The 15,856-nt window shown below is 66.9% G+C and carries 12 protein-coding genes and 1 pseudogene; 6 read left to right on the plus strand and 7 right to left on the minus strand.

Annotation, left to right across the window (positions count from 1 at the left end; translation table 11 throughout):
- Positions 1-128 precede the first annotated feature (128 nt).
- Complete coding sequence (locus tag ACTXG9_RS11455) at positions 129-2,234, minus strand: phosphoglycerol transferase I (protein WP_134732432.1); 2,106 nt, start codon at positions 2,232-2,234, stop codon at positions 129-131.
- Positions 2,235-2,477: 243 nt separating this feature from the next.
- A pseudogene (locus ACTXG9_RS11460) lies at positions 2,478-4,124 on the minus strand (ABC1 kinase family protein); the annotation flags it as partial.
- A 207-nt stretch (positions 4,125-4,331) separates the two neighbouring features.
- On the opposite strand from ACTXG9_RS11460, the gene ACTXG9_RS11465 reads away from it, so the two are divergent.
- Positions 4,332-5,258, plus strand: a complete 927-nt coding sequence (locus ACTXG9_RS11465; protein WP_021202649.1) for a DUF808 domain-containing protein — start codon at positions 4,332-4,334, stop codon at positions 5,256-5,258.
- A 95-nt stretch (positions 5,259-5,353) separates the two neighbouring features.
- On the opposite strand, the gene ACTXG9_RS11470 is transcribed toward ACTXG9_RS11465, so the two are convergent.
- Positions 5,354-6,892 carry a diguanylate cyclase domain-containing protein gene (locus tag ACTXG9_RS11470; protein WP_456115787.1) on the minus strand — a complete coding sequence of 513 codons (1,539 nt, stop codon included), beginning with the start codon at positions 6,890-6,892 and terminating at the stop codon, positions 5,354-5,356.
- 105 nt (positions 6,893-6,997) lie between these two features.
- Between ACTXG9_RS11470 and ACTXG9_RS11475 the strand changes: the two genes are divergently transcribed.
- The 3 genes from ACTXG9_RS11475 (at position 6,998) to ACTXG9_RS11485 (ending at position 8,937) form a co-directional block, all read left to right on the plus strand.
- Positions 6,998-7,633, plus strand: coding sequence for an NAD-dependent dehydratase (locus ACTXG9_RS11475; protein ID WP_456115786.1), 636 nt, complete (start codon positions 6,998-7,000; stop codon positions 7,631-7,633).
- Positions 7,633-8,340, plus strand: coding sequence for a helix-turn-helix transcriptional regulator (locus ACTXG9_RS11480; RefSeq protein WP_164144966.1), 708 nt, complete (start codon positions 7,633-7,635; stop codon positions 8,338-8,340). The genes ACTXG9_RS11475 and ACTXG9_RS11480 overlap by 1 nt, the downstream gene beginning before the upstream one ends.
- A 210-nt stretch (positions 8,341-8,550) precedes the next feature.
- A complete protein-coding gene (locus ACTXG9_RS11485; RefSeq protein ID WP_456115785.1) occupies positions 8,551-8,937 on the plus strand; it encodes a VOC family protein in 387 nt (128 codons plus the stop codon).
- Positions 8,938-9,073: 136 nt separating this feature from the next.
- Here ACTXG9_RS11485 and ACTXG9_RS11490 read toward each other — a convergent pair whose 3' ends face one another.
- The 4 genes from ACTXG9_RS11490 to pdhA are packed head-to-tail and all read right to left on the minus strand — an operon-like array spanning position 9,074 to position 12,959.
- Positions 9,074-10,465: a dihydrolipoamide acetyltransferase family protein gene (locus tag ACTXG9_RS11490; RefSeq protein WP_456115784.1), complete on the minus strand. Its 1,392-nt coding sequence runs from the start codon at positions 10,463-10,465 to the stop codon at positions 9,074-9,076.
- The gene (locus ACTXG9_RS11495; RefSeq protein ID WP_005411349.1) at positions 10,462-10,815 is read right to left on the minus strand and encodes an SH3 domain-containing protein; all 354 of its coding nucleotides are present in this window, start codon (positions 10,813-10,815) and stop codon (positions 10,462-10,464) included. Before ACTXG9_RS11495 ends, ACTXG9_RS11490 begins: the two co-directional genes overlap by 4 nt.
- 1 nt (position 10,816) lies before the next feature.
- Positions 10,817-11,884 carry an alpha-ketoacid dehydrogenase subunit beta gene (locus ACTXG9_RS11500; protein ID WP_005414714.1) on the minus strand — a complete coding sequence of 356 codons (1,068 nt, stop codon included), beginning with the start codon at positions 11,882-11,884 and terminating at the stop codon, positions 10,817-10,819.
- Positions 11,877-12,959 (minus strand): pyruvate dehydrogenase (acetyl-transferring) E1 component subunit alpha, encoded by a 1,083-nt coding sequence (pdhA, locus tag ACTXG9_RS11505; protein ID WP_021202655.1) that lies wholly within the window; start codon positions 12,957-12,959, stop codon positions 11,877-11,879. Before pdhA ends, ACTXG9_RS11500 begins: the two co-directional genes overlap by 8 nt.
- A 335-nt stretch (positions 12,960-13,294) precedes the next feature.
- Here pdhA and ACTXG9_RS11510 point away from each other — a divergent pair, with 335 nt between their 5' ends.
- Both ACTXG9_RS11510 and ACTXG9_RS11515 read left to right on the plus strand, forming a co-directional pair.
- Positions 13,295-14,170: a tryptophan 2,3-dioxygenase gene (locus ACTXG9_RS11510; protein ID WP_010482684.1), complete on the plus strand. Its 876-nt coding sequence runs from the start codon at positions 13,295-13,297 to the stop codon at positions 14,168-14,170.
- Positions 14,171-14,351: 181 nt separating this feature from the next.
- A complete protein-coding gene (locus ACTXG9_RS11515) occupies positions 14,352-15,851 on the plus strand; it encodes a peptide MFS transporter (protein ID WP_005419890.1) in 1,500 nt (499 codons plus the stop codon).
- The last annotated feature ends 5 nt before the right edge of the window (positions 15,852-15,856 follow it).

The following is a 15,856-nucleotide window of genomic DNA, read 5'->3' on the forward strand; positions in this document are numbered from 1 at the left end:
TCCTCCAGGGACGGATTTACGGCGTCCCCGCACTCCGACACCGCCCCGCCATCCCACGGAATGCACGCTGTTGCTGTTGCCGTTGCCCCGGTTTGTAGCGGGTGCAGGGCGCAGCCCTGCAAAGAACCCTACCCTCGCGGTCGGCTGCGCGACGGCACCAGTGCGAACGTATCCACCGCCAACTTCTCGGCATGGTTCAACCACGCGCGGATCTCCAGATCATCCACTTCGTGGTCCAGCCCGAACGTCACGTTGATCTTGCCGTCGGCATCGGGCTGCACCCACTGCTGGGCCAGCACCACCTTGCGCTGCGACGACACTGCTTCGATCCAGAAGCCGCGATCCGGGCGCGTGCTCGCCACCAGCTGCAACATGTACTGGCCGGCACGGGTACGGCGGCCCTTCTGGGTGATCATGTGCGCCTGGCGCACGCTCGGTCGCGGTCCCTGGAACGCATCCAGCGGCGCATCCACGGCGATGCCGGCACGCAGGTCGTTGTCGCGGTACAGCTTGATGCCGTTGTCGCGGTTGACCAGCAGCGCACACCAGTCGCCGTCGGCCGAGCCGTCCTCGAACGCGGTGCAGCGATCAACATAGGCCAGCGTGTTGTCCGGATCCGCGTCATCGAACTGGCGCGAGGTGTTCTCCAGGTAGACCGACTTCAAACCCCAGTCCTTGTCGTACTCGAGCAGCACCGGTGGCTGCACGTGCTGCAGGCCGACCACCACCTGGTCGTCGCCGTCGATCTTCAGTTCACGCGTAGGTTCACCCAGCCACAGCGAACGGGCGAACGCCAGATACTGCGGGTAGTCGCGACCCTGGTCGCGTCGCGCGGCCACACTGGCGCTGGGCGCGCGTTGCGGGTCGATCAGTGAACGGCCGAAGCCCATCGTCTTCAGGTTCGGGTCCAGCAGGCTGAGCAGAGTCGCACCCGAATCCAGCGTGGTGCCGGCGTCGGCGCTGAGCTGCTGCGGCGTAATGCCATCGCCCAGGAACAGCAGCAGGTTCTCGCGCTTCTGCCGGGTCAGGATGTGGGTCAGATCGTTGGGCATCGCCAGGTGGTCGGAGGCGATCACGATCAGCGTGTCCTTGCCGTACGGGCTGGCCTGGATGCGTTCGACCAGCTGCGAGATCAGCCGGTCACTGCATTTGAGCGCGTTGAGCATGTTGATGTTGCCGTACTGGCTCTGGTAGCGCTCGCCCTTGCACGACACCGGCAGGTGGCCCGCCGGGTGGTGGGTGTCCATGGTGAGCGTGGTGAGCATGAACGGCGAGCCGGCGCGCGAGAGCTGTTCGAAGCGCTGGTAGGCGGTATCCAGCAGCACGTCGTCGTGCACGCCCCAGGCCGAGTAGTGGATGCGACCGATCTTTTTCTGCTGCTTGAACCAGGCGAGGTCATGCACTTCGTCAAAACCGTGGCTGGCCAGGAACTGGCCCTTGCCGGCGAACTGGCCGTTGGCTCCGCCCAGGTAATGGTTGGTATAGCCCTGCTGCTTCAGGTAGTCGCCCAGGCACACTGCCTTGGGCAGGAAGCTGCCCATCCGGTCCATGCTGTTTTCATCGCCCTGCGAGGTGGTCAGCGGCACGCCGCACATCGACGACACCAGACCGGCGATGGTCCAGCCGCTGCCTTCGGCCGAGGCAAGGCCGCGCACGTCCAGCGACTTCGTGGCCAGGCGGTTGAGATTGGGCATCAGGCCTGGGAACACGTTCTCGTCCAGGTAGGTGCGCTCCAGGCTCTCGCCGTAGATCCAGACGATGTTGCGTGGGCGCTGCAAGGGCTGCGTCGGTACTTGATACTCGGGGGCGATGCGGGAGAAGTCGACCGGGCGCAGCTGCTGGTACAGGCGTTGGCCGTCGCGGGCCAGCGGGCTGATCATGATCGTGGCCACCCACACGGCCGCGAAGCCCGCGAACAGCGCGCCACCGTGGCCGGGCCGGCGCCAGCGCTTCACCCGCGTGGCGAACAGCGGCAGCAGCGAGACCAGCGCCAGCACGATGAAGCCGGCGATGTAGCCCTTGAAGTCGGAGACACCGGCGCCTTCCATGTCGGCGCCGAGGTGGTAAAGGGTGGCAGCGTTGAGCCCATCACCGGACAGCTTGTCGATCAGCCACCATGCGCTGAGCATGAGCAGCAGCAGCGAGAACGCACTGGCCTTCCACCACACCCATTTCTCGGACGCGAGGAACAACCAGCACAGCAGCAACAACGACAGCAGCAGTATCCAGAGCATAGGCAGCTTCGGCAGTGACGGGGTGGTGGTGATGGACGTCGTACCGACGCGTGTCCATCCGACCGGCGCTGCCGCAAGCACATGCATGTGACAGGCCGATGACCCGATAGTGCATGCACGAACCTGACTGAAATGTTTGTTGAAATGACGCGCGCGCAATCGCGCTCAGAAGGTAAAACAAGCGTGAAAGGCTTCGTTGGATTACATTAAAAACCGCATGAATACGTGTTTTTCCCCGATTCGCTAGCGATGCCCGCGTTCTTCGCGTGCCCGCGCACGACGGTCGAACAGCAATGCACTGGTTACGATGCCAAGGCCGAGCACCACGCCGATGAACAACAGAATCAGGGCGATGAGCGGATAGCCGAACAGGTGCCAGCCGGTGTCGATCTTCATCATCATCGCGGCGGCCATGATCAATGCCGCGCTGATGATGCCGGCCGCCACGCGGTTGGCGATCTTCTGCAGGTTCTCCATCAGCCGCGATTCTTCCAGGCCCGTCACCTTCATCTGCAGACGGTTCTCGGCCAGCAGCGCCATGATGTCCGACAGCTTGCGCGGCCCATCGCGCAGCAGCTGCTGCAGCTCCATCGCCTCGCTGGCGATGTTGGCTGCGGACAGTGATTTTTTCAGGCGCGCACGCATCACATGCTGCAGCTGGCGCTCGACGATGCGGCGCGTGTCCAGCTCTGGCGCCAGCAGCCGGCACACGGTTTCCAGGTTGAGCAGGGCCTTGCCGAGCAGGCTCAGTTCCGGCGGCGTGCGCAGGCCGCAGGCGGTGGCGATGCGCACCATGTCCAGCACCACGCGGCCTTCGGAGAACGTGCCGCTGGCGGCGTAACGCGCGATCAACTGGCCGGTCTCGCGCAGATAACGTTCCTCGTCGAACGCCTCCAGCCGCGTGCTGATGCTGATCAGGTCGTCAGCCACTTCCTCGCCACGGCCATCGACCGCTGCGAACAGGATCTTCAGCAAGCGCTCGCGCAGGCGCGGCGGCATGTGCGCAACCATGCCCAGGTCGAAGATCGCCAGCCGTCCATCGGGCATCACCCGCAGGTTGCCGGGGTGCGGGTCGGCGTGGATCTCGCCGTGCACGAAGATCTGGTCCAGGTAGCCGCGGATCAGCGCCGCCGCCAGCGGGTCCATCGATTGTTCGGTGCGGCGCACATCGGGAATCGCATCCACGCGCACGCCGGTGGCCAGTTCCATGGTCAGCACGCGCTGGCTGCTGTAGTCCCACAGCGGCTGCGGAATCCACAGGCGGCGGAACGGCTTCAGATGCCGGCCGAAACGGGCCAGGTTCTCGGCCTCGGCGTGGTAGTCCAGCTCCTGCATCAGGGTCTTGGCGAACTCGTTGAGCCAGTCGCGCAGGCGCACGCGGCGGCCCACCTGGGTCAGGTGGTCGGCGGCCAGCGCGAAGCTGCGCAGCGCCTCCAGGTCCGAGCGAAGTTGTGCGGCCACTTCAGGCTTCTGCACCTTCACCGCCACCTGGCTTCCGTCGTGCAGCACGGCCCGATGCACCTGCGCGATCGATGCGCAGCCCAGCGGCTCGGGGTCGAACGCGGCAAACAGTTTGTTCACCCCTACGCCCAGCTCCTGCTCGATGATGGCGTGGATGCGCTCGACGGGAATCGGCGCTACCTTTTCCTGCATGCGCTCCAGCGCCGTGGCGAACTCTACCGGCACCATGTCCGGGCGCGTGGACAGCATCTGGCCCAGCTTGACGAAGGTCGGGCCCAGCGCTTCCAGATCGCTGACGAACTGTTCCGGGTTGCCATCTGCCGGTACGTCGGCCGGATTGCCCGCGGCATCCAGGTTCATTCCCGAGAACACCCCTGAATGGCGATAGCGCATCAGCAGGCGCAGGATCTGGCTGCGCCGGTTCATGCCTTTGACCAGCGGAGGATTGCCATTGGCGGTGGGCGGATTGCTCAAGCGGAACTCCCATGCGACGAAGACAGGTAGCGCCGGCCACGGGCCGGCAATGTCCGGATTCCGCAGTGTCGCCGGGGGGCGGTGGGCACGCGGTGAATCCGACGTCTTCCGCAGTCCACACCGGATCGGTCAGAATCCGCTCATTCCCTCTCTGGACTTCCCATGGCCGGTGCCAGCCTGTTCGCCCTGCTCGACGATATCGCCACCCTCCTCGACGATGTCTCGGTCCTGACCAAGGTCGCGGCGAAGAAAACCGCCGGCGTGCTGGGCGACGACCTGGCGCTGAACGCGCAGCAGGTGACCGGAGTCAACGCCAACCGTGAACTGCCGGTGGTGTGGGCGGTGGCCAAGGGCTCGCTGGTCAACAAGGTGATCCTGGTACCGGCAGCACTGGCGATCAGCGCCCTGGAGGCCTGGCTGCGCAGCCGCGGCTGGAACGTGCCGCTGATCGTGCCGCTGATGATGATCGGTGGTGCCTTCCTCTGTTTTGAAGGCGTGGAGAAGCTGGCGCACCGCTTCCTGCACTCAGCTGAGGACGACGCCGAGCATCAGGCCGAACGGCGCAAGGCGCTGGCCGATACGCAGGTGGACATGGTGGCGTGGGAGAAGGACAAGGTGAAGGGCGCGATCCGCACCGACTTCATCCTTTCGGCCGAGATCATCGTGCTGACGCTGGGGGTGGTCGCCACCGCACCGTTCACCAACCAGCTGGTCACGCTGGCCGTGGTTGCACTGGCAATGACGGTCTTCGTCTATGGGCTGGTGGCGGGCATCGTGAAGCTTGATGACGTCGGCCTGTACCTGTCGCGCAAGGGTGGGGCTTTGGCCGCCTTCGGTCGCGGCCTGGTGGCCTCGGCGCCGTGGCTGATGAAGTTCCTGTCGGTGGCTGGCACCATCGCCATGTTCCTGGTCGGCGGCGGCATCCTGGTGCACAACGTGCCGGCGCTGCACCACGCGGTGCAGGCGCTGGGCGGTGAAGGGCAGTGGGGCTGGCTGATCAGTGCTGCGGCCAACATGGTGGTCGGCATCATCGCCGGCGCCATCGTGCTGGCGGCGGTGACCGGGTTCCAGAAGCTGCGCGGGAAATGATCTGTAGAGCCTAGCCCACGCTCGGCTGCTCTACGGCGCTGCGCGCCGCCGCCCGAGCATGGGCTCGGGCGCTACACCGTCTGCACGCTGGATCATCAGCCCGCCTGCACCCGGTTCTTGCCTTGCCGCTTGGCCGCATACAGCGCGTCATCGGCGCGGCGCAGCAGGGTCTCGGTATCGTCACCGGGTTGCCATTGCGCCAGCCCGGCGCTGAAATGCACCGGCACGCGCCGGTCCTGCACGGTCAGCACGCGGTGCGACAGTGAACGTTGCAGGCGCTGCACGGTGGCCATGCTGTCGGCGCCCTGGGTTTCCGGCAGTACCAGAACGAACTCGTCGCCGCCCAACCGTGCGATGCCGTCGGTGGCGCGCAGCAGCAGCTTGCACACGGCCACCAGGTGCTGCAGCAACGCATCGCCACCAGCGTGACCGTGCGCCTCGTTGGTCAGGTGGAAATCATCCAGATCGATCACCGCCACGCCCAGCGGCGAGTTGTTGCGCATGGCACGCGCCAGTTCACGCTGGAGCAGTTCGTCCAGGCCGCGGCGGTTCAGTGCCTGGGTCAGCGGATCGATACGCGCCAGGTCACCGGCAGCACGCAGTTCCTGCTCCAGCTCGGCAATGCGCTGCTCTGCGCGTTCCACTTCCTGCCGCGCGCTGGCCAGGTGATCGCGGGCCTGCGCGGCCTGCTGCTGCACCTTGCCGGTATCGCGCATCACCTCCTGCAGCAGCTGGTTGAGGTCGGCGATGCTGCGTGCCTCGCGCAGCTGCAGGGCGTAGCTGCCGATGCGGTCGTGGTATTCACCGGTGCTGGTGGCCATGCCATCCATGCGTTCGATGAACTCGCCCATCAGTCCGCGCATCGCGGCCTTCGAATCATCAATGCCCTGGCGCAGCAGGCCCTGCTTGTAGATCACTTCGCGCAACTCGGCGCGGGTGCGCTCGACCGCTTCCGCTTCCAACGGCCCGTCCAGCAGCTGGCGTACTGCCGCGATCTGGCCCTGCAGCCAGCTGCGGTCATCCAGCAGCTCGCTGACGTTCTCCAGCAGCAGCGCGAACAGCTCCAGCAGCAGCGCCTGCTGCTCCTGCCAGCTCTCGGCACGCACACCGACCTGGTGGCCGAGTTCGCGCACTCCTTGTTCGATCGGCTCCAGTGCGGTACCCGGCTGCCACTGGCGGAGGCGCGTGGCCAGGGCCTGCGCCTGTTCGCGCAGGTCCGGGTCGTGCTGCAGCAGGGCCACCACCGCACCGCCCAGCAGCAGCCGCAGCTGCTCGGACAGGCGCAGGCTTTCCGGCTGCCCGTCTGGGGAATGCTGTTCGATGGTGCGGATGTACTTGTCGATCAGCTGCCGCATCGCGCGCCCATAGCGCGGCCAATCGGCGCTGGCCTGTGCCGACTGCAGGCGGTCGCCCATGTCGCCCAGCTCGCCCGGCAGGGTGGCCATGCCGTTGGCGAACGCCGCCAGCAGCGGTTCCGGCGCGTCGGCGCCTGAGAACAGCTGCTGCAGGGCCACGCCACCGCCGCCCTGCAGCACCACGCGGTCACCCAGCCCATCGTCCACCACCGCGCGCACGCGTGCCGGCGGCCCAAGGGCGGTACCGGAGGCAGGGCGGTGGTCGGGCTGGTCCGTCATGGAGCGAATCCTGGGGCTGGCAGGGACTGGTTCCAGCATATCGGCGCGGCCGCCGACGGCTTGAACGGCTAGGATGGGCGACAGGATGCCGCAGTGGAGGTGCTGATGCGCGTGATGTTGCTGGGGGCGACCGGCCTGGTCGGTGGGCTGACCCTGTCCAGGCTGCTGGACGACCCGCGCTGCAGCGCCGTGGTGGCGCCCACTCGCCGTCCGTTGGGTGTAACTCACGGGAAGCTCGAGAACCCGGTGCTGGCCTTCGACGCGCTGCCCACTTCGCCAGAATGGGCGCGCGTGGACGCGGTCATCTGCGCACTGGGCAGCACCATCGCCCAGGCCGGCAGCCGCGAGGCCTTCCATCGCATCGATCATGACTACCCGCTGGCGTTCGCACGCCTGGCAAAAGCACAGGGGGCGCAGACCTATGTGCTGAATTCCGCAGCCGGCGCCAACCCACAGTCGTCGATCTTCTACAGCCGGGTGAAGGGCGAGCTGGAGCGTGATCTGCGTGCGCTGGGCTTCAATTCGTTGACCCTGGTCCGCCCAGGACTGATCGGTGGCGAGCGCAACGAGGTTCGCCGCGGCGAACGCCTGGCACTGACGGTGCTGGGTGCACTGGGGCCGGTGTTGCCACGGGCATGGCGGATCAACCCGGCCAGCGAAATTGCCAGGGCGCTGGTCGAGGCTGCGCTGGCCCCGCAGCCGGGCGAGCACGTGGTGGCGTCGAGCAGGCTGGTCGGCTGATGTCGCGAGCGCTGCGCCTGACCCAGCTGCTGCAGCTGCTGCGCCGTCATCGACGGCCGGTGGCCGGGCAGGCGCTGGCCGAAGCGCTGGGCATCAGCCTGCGCACGCTATACCGCGATATCGAGACCCTGCGCGAGCAGGGCGCCGACCTGCGTGGCGAGGCCGGCGTCGGCTACCAGCTGGCACCCAGCGATACCCTGCCGCCGATGACCCTGCCACCGGCCGAGATCGACGCGCTGGTGCTGGGACTGCGTTGGGTCGCGGCGCGCACCGAGCCGGCGCTGGCCGAGGCTGCACGTGACGCCCTGGCGCGCATCGCGCACGTATTGCCCGTGGCGCGCCGCGAGGCCCTGCGTGACAGCGGCCTGCGCGTTGGCCCATCGCGTGCTGCGGCCAAGGTGCCGGCTGCACGCCTGCAGGCCGTGCGCGAAGCCGTGGGATCGCAGCAGCGCCTGAAGTTCGCTTACGAGGATGCGCACGGCCAGCGCAGCGTGCGCGTCGTCTGGCCGTTCGCGCTGGGCTACTTCGATGAGGTGCCGATGCTGGCGGCGTGGTGCGAGCACCGCGAGGATTTCCGCCACTTCCGGCTGGATCGCATCCGTCAGGTGCGTGTGCTGGAGGACCGCTACCGCGTGCCGCGCGCCACCCTGCTGCGGCGCTGGCAGAAGGCGCAGGGCATCGCGCCGGACTGGTTGGACCGTTCGTAGCCAGAGCAACAGCGGGGAGCGGGCGGCGGGGTAGAGTCGACTGTTAGTCGACTATCGCGCGCAGCGCGGGGTTTCAAGCGCATTGAAGGAAGAGCAGTCGACTAACAGTCGACTCTACCGACGGTCGACTCTACCGGCAGTCGACTCTACTGACAGAATCTGTCAGCAGGGCCGTACCACCATGATCGCTCCCAACAACGGAGCTTCCCCATGTTCAAGCCCAGCACCCTGCTGCAGTACGTGCGCGACGTCGCCGCCAGCGCCACCTTCTACAGCGGCATCCTCGGCAAGCCGCCGGTCGAGCAGTCGCCCGGCTTCGCCCTGTTCCTGCTCGGCGATGGCGCCGCACTGGGCCTGTGGCAGCGCGACGACGTGCAACCGCCGGTGTTCGCGCAGGCAGGCGCCGCCGAACTGGCAATGGTGGTGGCCAACCCCGACGCCGTGCAGCAGATGCACGATGCGTGGCGCGCTCTTGGTGTGGAGATCCTGCAGGCGCCGGTGACGCTGGAGTTCGGCCATACCTTTGTCGGGGCAGATCCTGATGGCCACCGCCTGCGGGTCTACAGCCGTGCCGAGGGCTTGGTCGCGCGCGATTGATCGCCCGCATTGTGTAGATCCACGCCATGCGTGGATGGAGCGCGACGGAGCAGGCACAAAAAACGCCGGGCTGTGCCCGGCGTTTTTCCAGTTCATGTGCCAACCAACGGTTGGCACCTACCGGTCAGGTGGCCGATCAGCTGGCCAGCGCCAGGTCGTCCATCATCGCGCGCAGGAAGCGGGCGGCTTCACCACCCGTAGCCGCGCGGTGGTCGAAGGTGACCGACAGCGGGATCACCTTGTGCGCTTCCACGCCGCCCATCACCGGGGTCATCTGGTGGCGGGCACGGCCGGCACCGACGATGGCCACGCACGGCGGCACCACGACCGGGGTTGCGTAACGACCGGCGAACATCCCGAAGTTGGACAGCGAGATGGTGTAGCCGCTCAGTTCCGAGGCAGCGATCGAACGCGATTCCACCTGCTCGCGCAGGCGGTTGACGCCCTCGCGGATGCCGCGTGCGTCGAGCATGTCGGCATTGCGCAGGGCCGGCACGAACAGGCCGTCGTCGGTGTCCACGGCGATGCCGATGTCCACCTGCGCGTGCAGGGTGCGGGTCAGCGCTTCGCCGTCGAACCAGGCGTTCATCGCCGGCACCTTCTGCGCGGCGACCACGATCGAACGCACCAGGCGCGCGGTAACGTCGTTGCCCGGCAGCCAGGCGTGGATGTCGGCGTCGTCGTTCAGCGTGGTCGGCACGACCTTGCTGTGCGCGTCGGCCATCACGCGGGCCATGTTGCGGCGCACGCCCTTCAGCGGTTCCGGCTGGCCCTTGGCGACCACGCCCGGCGGCTGGGTGCGCATCGGCTTGCCGGCGGCAGACAGCGGGGTGCGCGCTTCGCTCTGCACCGGGGCAGACACCTGCGCCGGGGCCGGCGCGGCATACGCGGCGGCAGCGACCGGTGCCGGAGCGGCGCCGAGCTTGGCGGTGCCGTTGGCGGCGGCCTGCTTGACGTCGGCCATGGTGACCGCGCCATCGGTGCCGGTAGCGGCCACGCGGCTCAGGTCCACGCCCAGCTTGCGCGCCATCGCACGCACGGCCGGCACGGCCTTGACGCCACCGACGGCCAGTGCCTGTTCGGCATGCACAGCATTGGAGCTCTGCATGGCGCCGACCACGGTACCGGCGTCATCGCGCTCGGCTGCGGAGGGCTTGGCTTGTTCCGCGGCGACCGGCGCAGCCGGCAGCGGCGGCGGGGTCGGTGCGGCAGCCGGCGCGGCCGGCGCAGCGTGACCATGGCTGTGGCCGGTGTCCTGGCCATCAGCGCGCTGCGGCAGGTTCGGGTCCAGTTCGAAGCTGGCCAGCACCGAGCCGGTCGGGATGATGTCGCCGGCGCCGCCGGACAGCTTCAGCACCTTGCCGGAGAACGGCGAGGGTACTTCCACCACGGCCTTGGCGGTCTCCATCGAGACCAGCGGCTCGTCCAGCTTGATCACATCGCCTTCCTTGACGAACCACTCGACGATGGTCGCGTCCGGCAGGCCTTCGCCCAGGTCGGGCAGGTTGAAGTTCTTGGTCTGGCTCATTTGCAGTTCTCTTCCAGCAGTTCCAGTTCGCGGGCCGGCAGCCAGCCCGTCGCGCCATTGGCGCGCTCGGACCACCACCACCCACCGTGTTCGTGATGAAGCTTCACCATCTCGCCACTTTCCACATCCAGCTCGCGGGCGTCGTAGTCGCACAGGGCTTCGGCGCGACCCTCGTCCAGCAGCTGCAACCAAGCGATGGGCGCCCAGCCAGCGCGCCCATCGTTGGTGCGTACCCAGGCAAACGCCGGCCATTCCTCGTCACGGACACCTACTTCGACGATCTGGCCGGTGTGGAACCGGAGCGGGTTGGGATACTGGCTGCGGTAAGCCCCCAGAAGGCGGGCCCGCATGTCAGCCGGCCGCCACCGCGCGCTTGGCTGCAGCCACGATCCGCTCAACGCTCGGCAGGTACTTCATTTCCAGGCGGAACAGCGGAATGTGGGTGTCGTAGCCAGTGACGCGTTCGACCGGCGCCAGCAGGTCGTAGATCGATTCCTCGGCCAGGCGCGCGGCGATCTCGGCGCCGAAGCCCGCGGTCTTCGGGGCCTCCTGCACGATCACGCAGCGGCCGGTCTTGGCCACCGATTCGGCGATGGTGGCGAAGTCCAGCGGACGCAGCGTGGCCACGTCGATGACTTCGGCACTGATGCCTTCGCCGGCCAGCTTGTCGGCCGCTTCCAGCGCTTCCTTCACCTGCGCGCCCCAGGTCACCAGGGTCACGTCGGTGCCGTCGCGCAGCACGAAGCAGACGTCCAGCGGCAAGGCTTCGCCGTCGTTGACGACCACTTCCTTGTACTGGCGGTAGATGCGCTTGGGCTCCATGTAGATCACCGGATCCGGCTCGCGGATCGCGGCCAGCAGCAGGCCGTAGGCGCGCTGCGGCGACGACGGCAGCACCACGCGCAGGCCCGGCACGTTGGTGAAGATCGCCTCGTTGGCTTCGCTGTGGTGTTCCGGCGCGCGGATGCCACCGCCCCACGGCACGCGCAGCACCATCGGGCAGTGCAGGCGGCCACGCGTGCGGTAACGCAGGCGCGCGGCGTGGCAGACGATATGGTCGACCATCGGGTACATGAAGCCATCGAACTGGGCTTCGGCCACCGGCTTCATGCCCTGCGCGGCAAGACCAATCGTCAGGCCGGCGATGGTGGTTTCATCCAGCGGGGTGTCGAGGATGCGGTCCGAGCCGAAGCGCTGCTGCAGACCGGCAGTGGCGCGGAACACGCCGCCGTTGACGCCCACGTCTTCGCCCAGCACCAGCACCGACGGGTCGTGTTCCAGCTCCCAGGCCAGCGCCTGGGTGATGGCTTCGATGAGGGTGATCGGGGTGGTGGTCATGCTCTCTTCTCCGCGCGCGACCGCAGCGCTGTCGGCGGCGTTGGTGTGCGCGCCGGGCGCGCCGTTCTTGATCTCATCCATGGCGCTTCTCCAGGGCGATCGCCTGGGCACGCTGGGCCAGCAGGTCCGGCGGCGGATCGGCATACAGGAAGTCGAACATGGCCTCGACCGGCTGCACCGGCGTGTTGAGGTACAGGTTCACTTCCTCGTCCACGCGCGTGCCGCACTCGGCGACCCAGGCGCTTTCCTCGTCCTCGCTCCACACACCGGCGTTGATCAGGTACTTGCGCAGGCGCAGCATCGGCTCGCGCTGCCAGGCATCCTTCACTTCGGCGTCGTCGCGGTAGCGGCGCGCGTCGTCGGCGGTGGTGTGGTCGGACAGGCGGTAGGTCATCAGTTCCAGCACGGTGCCGCCGTCGCCGGCCAGCGCACGTTCGCGCGCCTGCTCCATGGCCGCCAGCACCGCGATGAGGTCATTGCCATCCACCTGCAGGCAGTGCAGGCCGCCGGCCAGGCCCTTCTGCGCCAGTGTTTCGGCACCGGTCTGGGCCGAACGCGGGACCGAGATGGCCCAGCCGTTGTTGACGATGCACAGGATCAGCGGGAGCTTGTAGGCGCCGGCCGAATTCAGTGCTGCGTAGAAGTCGGTCTTGGAGCTGCCGCCGTCGCCGCACACCGCCACCGCGATCTGCGGTTCCTTGTTGAGCTTGAACTTCAGCGCCGCGCCTGCGGCATGCAGGCACTGGGTGGAGATCGGCACGCAGAACGGGAAGTCCTTGGCCGCATTGCCGCCGTAATCGTTGCCGCGTTCGTCGCCGCCCCAGTACATCAGCACGTCGTGCGGGCGCACGCCACGCATGAACATCGCGCCATACTCGCGGTACGAAGGCGCGAACACGTCGTCCTTCTGCATCGCCGCGCCGATACCCACGTGCGCGGCTTCATGGCCCAGGCAGGCGGCATAGGTGCCCAGCTTGCCGGTGCGCTGCAGCGCGATGGATTTGCTGTCGAACGTGCGTACGAACAGCATCTGCTTGAACAGCGGTACCAGGACCTTGGGGTCGCGCAGCGACGCGGGCAGGTCGTCACGGACGAGCGTGCCGTCCGTGTCCAGGTACTGCAGGTATTCGATCTTGAATTCAGCGGCAACCGTCATTGCGTACTGCACCTTCGACAGAGAAGTTACAAATGATATGAATCGCCATGTTAAGGAACGCGTACGGAATAGCCTTCCTGCGCCGCAACACGGGGATTCCCCGTTTTACCCCTGCCGGCGGGTGGGGGGCCAATAACAACAACGTATTCAGTCGTTGCTGCAAAGCATCAGAATACGCCTCTGGCTGACCGCCAGTACAACGGCCTGGACGGTTCCACGCGCAGGCCCGGGATCGGCCGATGCTCCACGGCCAACCGCACGCTCCGGTATGGACCCGGCGGCTGCCAGCGCGGCGGCAACGCGCTACCCTTGCCGCCCCCGATCTGGTCCCGCCCATGTCCGTCGACAACAACCAACGCGATCTCGAAGCCGGCATCCACACCGACCTGCAGGGACGCCTGACCTACGGCGGCTACCTGCGGCTGGACCAGCTGCTCAGCGCGCAGCAGCCGCTGTCCAGCCCGCCGCACCATGACGAGATGCTCTTCATCATCCAGCACCAGACCTCGGAGCTGTGGCTGAAGCTGCTGGGCCATGAGCTGCGTGCCGCAATCGGCTTCCTGCAGCGCGATGAAGTCTGGCAGTGCCGCAAGGTGCTGGCGCGCAGCAAGCAGGTGCTGCGCCAGCTGACCGAGCAGTGGTCGGTGCTGGAAACGCTGACCCCGTCCGAGTACATGGGCTTCCGCGACGTGCTGGGCCCGTCTTCGGGCTTCCAGTCGCTGCAGTACCGCTACATCGAGTTCCTGCTGGGCAACAAGAACGCGCAGATGCTGCAGGTGTTCGAGCATGACCCGGCCGGGCAGGCGCAGCTGCGCACCGTGCTGGAGGCGCCGAGCCTGTACGAGGAGTTCCTGAAGTACCTGGCCCGCTTCGGCCATGCCGTGCCGGCGGTCTACGAGGCCCACGACTGGACCCAGCCGCACGTGGCCGACGACGCATTGCAGCCGGTCTTCGAACGCATCTACCAGGACACCGACCGCTACTGGCGCGAGTACGCGCTGTGCGAGGACCTGGTGGACCTGGAGACCGCCTTCCAGCTGTGGCGCTTCCGCCACATGCGCACGGTGATGCGGGTGATCGGCTTCAAGCGCGGCACCGGTGGCTCGTCCGGCGTGGGCTTCCTGGCCAAGGCACTGGAGCTGACCTTCTTCCCCGAGCTGTTCCAGGTGCGCACCAGCCTGCAGGCCGCGCCCCCGACAGCGCTGGGTTGATCCCCATTCAGCTTGGATCCCAGCCGGCGGCTGGATCGTTTCAGATGCAAGTTCAGGGAGCAGGCTGCCACCTGCCTCAAACGGCGTGTATTTGACGTGAACGCCAGAAGTCGGTGATCCTCGCGCGTTGCTTCAACTGCACAGCGGACGTGCTCGTCATCCACCGAACCAGGAAATCCGCATGAGCGTAAACGCCACTGCGAACACCCCAGAGCCGGCGCTGCCGGACTTCAAGACCACGCTGGGCCACCCGCGCCCGTTGTGGATGCTGTTCATGACCGAGTTCTGGGAACGCTTTGCGTTCTACGGCATCCGCTGGGCCTTGGTGCTGTACATCGTCGCCCAGTTCTACAACGGCAGCGCTGCCGGTGAAGGCGACGCCAGCCGCATCTATGGCGCCTACCTGGCCCTGGTGTACGCCGCGGCGATCTTCGGTGGCTACGTGGCCGACCGGGTACTGGGCTACCAGCGCTCGATCCTGACCGGCGCGATCATCATGGCCGCCGGCCTGTTCATGATCTCGCTGCCGCAGGAGCACATCTTCAAGCTCGGCCTGGCCACGATCATCGTCGGCAACGGCCTGTTCAAGCCCAACATCTCGACCATGGTCGGCAAGCTGTACGGGCTGAAGGACGAGCGCCGCGATTCGGGCTTCACCATCTTCTACATGGGCATCAACATCGGCGCGATGATCGCCCCGGTGCTGACCGAGTACCTGGCCCGCAAGGTGTTCGGTACCGATGCGATGCCGTCCTACAAGGTCGTGTTCATCGCCTCCGGCGTGGGCATGCTGATCTCGCTGGTGTGGTTCTACATCGGTCGTGCCGGCCTGAAGGGCATCGGTGCACCGCCGGCCGGCGCTGAAGGGTTCGGCCGCATCATCATGGTGCTGGCCGGTGCCGTGGTCGCCATCCCGGTCGCGTACTTCCTGCTGGCCACCGGCGCGACCGCGCTGGCCTGGATCCTGGGTGCGATGTTCACCGCGCTGGCCGTCCTGCTGCTGGTCGAGGGCATCCGCGAAGGCAAGGTGCAGCGCGACCGCGTGATCGCCATGCTGATCATCTTCGCCTTCAACGTGATGTTCTGGATGTTCTTCGAGCAGGCCGGCAGCTCGTTCACCTTCCTGGCCGAGAACATCGTCAACCGCCAGTTCGGCAGCTGGACCTTCCCGACCGCGTGGTTCCAGTCGGTCAACTCGGTGGCGATCATCACCCTTGCCCCGGTGATCGCCTGGATCTGGGTCGCCATGGGCCGCGCCAATCCGTCCATCCCGCGCAAGTTCGGCCTGGGCCTGCTGTTCAACGGCGCCGCCTTCGCGCTGCTGATGTTCGCCCTGTCGCAGATGGTGGTGGACGGCAAGATCCCGTTCTGGACCCTGTTCATGGTCTACGTCATCCAGTCGGTGGGTGAGCTGTGCCTGTCGCCGATCGGCCTGTCGATGGTGACCAAGCTGGCCCCGGTGCGCCTGGTCGGCTTCGGCATGGGTGGCTGGTTCCTGTCCACCGGCATCGGCAACAACCTGTCGGGCATCTTCGCTGGCGTGGTCAGTGGTGAAGGCGGCATGACGGTCGAGTCGGCCCTGAAGGGGTATACCTTCGGGTTCTGGGCCCTGATCGGCTCCGGCGTGGTGCTGTTCCTGATCGCCCCGCTGATCAACAAGCTGATGCACGGCGTCAAATGATGATG

Source organism: Stenotrophomonas maltophilia group sp. LNF247 (assembly GCF_054083135.1).

What these genes read in the sequence shown, in the direction of transcription:
- ACTXG9_RS11455 (WP_134732432.1), bottom strand. Translation starts at nt 2,234, where the DNA reads ATGCTCTGGATACTGCTGCTGTCGTTGTTGCTGCTGTGCTGGTTGTTC.
- ACTXG9_RS11495 (WP_005411349.1), bottom strand. Translation starts at nt 10,815, where the DNA reads ATGCGGGCCCGCCTTCTGGGGGCTTACCGCAGCCAGTATCCCAACCCG.
- ACTXG9_RS11515 (WP_005419890.1), top strand. Translation starts at nt 14,352, where the DNA reads ATGAGCGTAAACGCCACTGCGAACACCCCAGAGCCGGCGCTGCCGGAC.
- ACTXG9_RS11475 (WP_456115786.1), top strand. Translation starts at nt 6,998, where the DNA reads ATGCGCGTGATGTTGCTGGGGGCGACCGGCCTGGTCGGTGGGCTGACC.
- ACTXG9_RS11470 (WP_456115787.1), bottom strand. Translation starts at nt 6,892, where the DNA reads ATGACGGACCAGCCCGACCACCGCCCTGCCTCCGGTACCGCCCTTGGG.
- ACTXG9_RS11490 (WP_456115784.1), bottom strand. Translation starts at nt 10,465, where the DNA reads ATGAGCCAGACCAAGAACTTCAACCTGCCCGACCTGGGCGAAGGCCTG.
- ACTXG9_RS11510 (WP_010482684.1), top strand. Translation starts at nt 13,295, where the DNA reads ATGTCCGTCGACAACAACCAACGCGATCTCGAAGCCGGCATCCACACC.
- ACTXG9_RS11485 (WP_456115785.1), top strand. Translation starts at nt 8,551, where the DNA reads ATGTTCAAGCCCAGCACCCTGCTGCAGTACGTGCGCGACGTCGCCGCC.
- ACTXG9_RS11465 (WP_021202649.1), top strand. Translation starts at nt 4,332, where the DNA reads ATGGCCGGTGCCAGCCTGTTCGCCCTGCTCGACGATATCGCCACCCTC.
- pdhA (WP_021202655.1), bottom strand. Translation starts at nt 12,959, where the DNA reads ATGACGGTTGCCGCTGAATTCAAGATCGAATACCTGCAGTACCTGGAC.
- ACTXG9_RS11480 (WP_164144966.1), top strand. Translation starts at nt 7,633, where the DNA reads ATGTCGCGAGCGCTGCGCCTGACCCAGCTGCTGCAGCTGCTGCGCCGT.
- ACTXG9_RS11500 (WP_005414714.1), bottom strand. Translation starts at nt 11,884, where the DNA reads ATGGATGAGATCAAGAACGGCGCGCCCGGCGCGCACACCAACGCCGCC.